This is a genomic window from Skermanella sp. (assembly GCF_059503625.1).
In genome coordinates, this window is the sequence record NZ_JCACHA010000089.1 from 1 (window position 1) to 4,021 (window position 4,021).

Below are 4,021 nucleotides of genomic sequence, written 5' to 3' on the forward strand. Positions count from 1 at the left end.
GATCCAGCTCTCGCCATGGCAGGCTGAGCATCTCCCAAGCTTTGATATGCTCCCGAGAAGCACGGTGCCAGCAGGCGGCGTTCTTGGCGCAAACTGCATATCGTTTTTGACGCGGTGACCGGCCGGATCGTCGCCTCCGTCCTGACCGGCCGGATCGTCGCCTCCGTCCTGACCGGCCGCGACGTCGATGACGCCTCACAGGTCGACCCGCTGCTCGACCGTATCGCCGAACCGGTAAAGCTCTTCCTGGGTGACGGCGGCTATGATAGAACCAAAGTCTACACCACCCTGCAGGAGTGCCATCCGGACGCGAAGGTGCTCGTTCCACCGCGTGCCGATGCCGTGCTCAGCCCAACGGCTGACACCGATCCTACCCAGCGCGACCGCCACATTCAGGCGATCGCCGCCAAGGGACGAATGGCCTGGCAGCGGGACAGCGGCTATAACGAAAGAGCCCGCGTCGCGGGCCAGTTCTCGCGCTGGAAGCAGGTCATCGGCGATGGACTGCGTTTCCACAGCAACGAGGCCCGCGCCACCGAAGTCGCTGTCGCAACCAAGGTTCTCAACCGAATGTTCGACTTGGGACGCCCGAACTCCGTCCGCGTCGCCTGATCAACAGGGGGAATAGGGGCTCCTTCGCCTCTTCCCTCTCCGCGCAACACGCTGACCTCTGCACCGGTTTCGATCAGGACCGGGTGCAGGACGGCGGCGAGCGGGGCATTGCTGGCATGACGTTGTTTTCTCCATTTTTAAGCGGTTTTATATTGGCATAGTCCAATGGTGCCAAAATCCGGGACGGGTTTAACTGAAACGTAACGACCAGTTAACTATGATTCCCGTCCCTTGATCTCCATGAGCAGCAAAAACCGGTGGGGGGTCCGGCATTTCCGCCCTTTGGGCGTAGTGTGACCATGAAATTTCTTCGGGGTTCTTAACACCTCGTGTTGTCAATTGGTATTACTTTGGTATTATAGAGACGGCGATCAAAGACGCGGTTGAGGAGTAACTGCCCATGACGGTGGTATCGGACGGCCGGTATCCATTCGACCTGACCGCCGTTTCCAGTGACCGGCCGCTGCCCCTGTATCTGCAACTGGCCGGCCATCTGCGTCAGCTCATCGTCCAGGGCGCTCTGGCCGACCAGGATGTCCTGCCGGGCGAGCGGGAGATCGCGGAACGCTTCGGAGTGTCGCGGGTGACCGTCCGGAAAGCGCTCCAGATCCTGGCGGAGGAAGGATTGCTGGACCAGCGGCAGGGCTCCGGCAACTTCGTCAACCGTAGGAAGTGCGTCGAGCGGCCCCTGTCGGTCTTGACCAGCTTTACCGACGACATGCGTTCCCGTGGAATGCGCCCGGCATCGCAGTGGCTGCATCGCGGCATCAGCGCCGCGACGCCGGAGGAAGCGCTGGCCCTGGGGCTTCGTCCCGGCGAGAAGGTCAGCCGCCTGCGCCGTCTGCGCACGACCGACGGCACGCCGATGGCGATCGAGCTGGCGACGGTGCCTTGCCGCTTCCTTGCCGATCCGGAGAGCGTGACCGAATCCCTGTACGAAGTGCTACGCGGCGCGGGTTATCCGCCATACCGCGCTTTGCAGCGGCTCTGCGCCGTGCCGCTCACGGCCGATCAGGCGAACCTGCTGCATGTGCCGGCGGGCTCCGCCGCCCTCTCCGTCGAGCGCCGCACCTTTCTTGAAGACGATACCCCGCTGGAACTGGTGCGCTCCCAATACCGGGGCGATGCCTATGATTTCGTCGTCGAACTCAACCTGCCGGGAGCCACCCGACCATGCCGCCGGCTACGGCAAGTACCTGATCCAGACGCATCTCGGCCGCGCCGTCGCCTCGATATACGGCACCGACCTGAATCTGCGCGATGAGCTGTTCATCGCCATTTCCCAGTGCGGCCGCAGCCCGGACCTGCTGCGCCTGACCGAAAGCCCATCCACCTGCGCAAAGTAATGGAGACGATGTGATGAGAGCCTTTACCGGAGCCCGGCTGTTCACGGGCGAAACCATGCTGGACGGGTTCTCGCTGATCGTCGACGGCGCCCGGATCGCCGATCTGGTACCCGACGGCCGGGTTCCTGCGGATGCCGAAATCGTCCGCTGTCCGGATGGCAGCTCGCTGGCGCCCGGCTTCATCGACGCCCAGGCCAACGGGGCAGGTGGCGTGCTGTTCAACGACGAGCCCACGGAAGCGGCGGTGCTCGCCATTGCCGGGGCGCTACGCCGCTCCGGCGGAACCGGGCTGCTGCCGACGCTGATCACCGACGACCGCGCCAAGATGGCAGGCGCCGCCGAAGCGGTGATCGCTGCGTCGCGGGTTCCGGGTAGCGGCATCCTGGGCATTCACTTCGAGGGGCCGTTCATCAGCCCGAACCGCCCCGGCGTCCACGACCCCCGGTATATCCGCCCGCTGGACGAGGAGGATATCGCCTTCCTGACCGGCTTGCCGCAACGGATGCCACAGGGCAGGGTGCTGCTGACCATCGCACCGGAAGAGGTCGAGGACGGCAAGATCGCGCGGCTGGCCCAAGCCGGCATCGTCCTGTCCGCCGGACATACGGTCGCCAGCTTCGAGCGCACGCGCGAAGCTGTCGGACATGGGCTGCGTGGCTTCACCCATCTGTTCAACGCCATGCCGCCGATCTCCAGCCGTCAGCCCGCCGTGACCACGGCGGCATTGACCGGCCGGGAAACATGGTGCGGGATCATCGTGGACGGCATCCATGTCCACCCGGCGGTGCTGAAGATGGCGGTGGCGGCCAAGGGAGCCGACCGCTTCTTCCTGGTCACCGACGCCATGCCTCCGGTCGGGACGGACGCCACCGGCTTCGAACTCTACGGCCAGCGCATCCTGAGGCGGGACGGGCGTCTGGTAACGGAGGACGGCACGCTGGCCGGCGCCGACATCGACATGGCGTCGGCGGTCCGCAACTGCGTCCATTTGTTGGGGCTGCCGCTGGAAGACGCATTGGCGATGGCCTCGCTCCATCCGGCGGAGTTTCTGCGACTGAACGACCGCTGCGGCCGGCTGGCCCCGGGCTACCGGGCGGATCTCGTACTGCTCGGCCAGGATATCGAGGTGCTGAGTACCTGGGTCGGCGGTGCATAGCGGAAGTGGGGCTGGGCCGGGAACCGGGGCCGACCGCTGGCACGGCTCCTCCCCAAAGCCGAGACGCTGAACATCTCTGGTGAGAAAGGAACAAAGAATTACACCCTCAGCGTGTAGACCTTTTTACTCATATGCAAAATAACCTCTGGCTCGATATGTTGATGGAAGATGCGCGCCGTACATGGTTTTTCCCCATAGGCAGCGTCGTTTCCCGTTCCGGCGAACTGGTTGAAGAGAGAAGTGTTGTGGGTTCAGACGAACAAATCCAGGATCTTCTGCTGTTTTCCTACGTGGATGGAGAACTGGCCGAGGACCAGCGACGCCTTGTAGAAGACCTGCTTGCCCGAGATCCGGATGCTCGTCAGCGGGTCGCGCAAATGCGTGAAGTCAACGCCTTGCTCAAGGCGGCTTACGACGAGAATGGCGAAGGAACGGCCTGACCCCCGTCAGATCAACCTTTCAGCTTAAGCTTGGCGATCAGCGCCAATCGGCCACGAAGCAAGTGCTCCTGGAGCGCTCCAGATGAAATCCCAAGCTTGTATGCGGCGTCCCGATAGCTCAATCCTTTGACGCAGACCAGCATGATGGCTTCTTGTTCAGCCGGTAACAGGGCTGCCATGCCCTCATGGATTTCACCTGAACCAGGCTGAGACCGCCGACTTCCTATCGGCATTTCGATTGCGTTAATCATAGTTGCTGGCTCGATGGCAAGTGTCAGCTTGAACGATTGAACATCAATTGAATGTCATTGATACACACATATTCCCTACGATAGAAACATATTTAGGCATAGTTTAAACGCCCTAAAGATAGCCTCCCACAGGGCATCCTTTGGCAAAACGACCATATGCATAACAGTCCGTTGAGAAACCAGAGCCGCGCTGACCTGTTACCCGCCGATCGTGTG

At 62.3% G+C, this 4,021-nt stretch carries 4 protein-coding genes and 1 pseudogene; 4 read left to right on the top strand and 1 reads right to left on the bottom strand.

Going from position 1 to position 4,021, the window contains the following annotated elements; genetic code table 11:
• Positions 1–66: 66 nt before the first annotated feature.
• The 4 genes and pseudogenes from AC5JJ6_RS02345 to AC5JJ6_RS02360 form a co-directional block, all read left to right on the top strand.
• A pseudogene (locus AC5JJ6_RS02345) lies at positions 67–612 on the top strand (transposase); the annotation flags it as partial.
• 400 nt (positions 613–1,012) lie between these two features.
• Entirely contained in the window at positions 1,013–1,876 is an 864-nt protein-coding gene (locus AC5JJ6_RS02350) for a GntR family transcriptional regulator (RefSeq protein WP_496040501.1), read from the top strand.
• A 95-nt stretch (positions 1,877–1,971) separates the two neighbouring features.
• Positions 1,972–3,114, top strand: a complete 1,143-nt coding sequence (gene nagA / locus AC5JJ6_RS02355; protein WP_496040502.1) for an N-acetylglucosamine-6-phosphate deacetylase — start codon at positions 1,972–1,974, stop codon at positions 3,112–3,114.
• A 161-nt stretch (positions 3,115–3,275) separates the two neighbouring features.
• Entirely contained in the window at positions 3,276–3,554 is a 279-nt protein-coding gene (locus AC5JJ6_RS02360) for an anti-sigma factor family protein (RefSeq protein WP_496040503.1), read from the top strand.
• An 11-nt stretch (positions 3,555–3,565) separates the two neighbouring features.
• Here AC5JJ6_RS02360 and AC5JJ6_RS02365 read toward each other — a convergent pair whose 3' ends face one another.
• Complete coding sequence (locus AC5JJ6_RS02365; protein ID WP_496040504.1) at positions 3,566–3,805, bottom strand: RNA polymerase sigma factor; 240 nt, start codon at positions 3,803–3,805, stop codon at positions 3,566–3,568.
• Between the last annotated feature and the right edge of the window lie 216 nt (positions 3,806–4,021).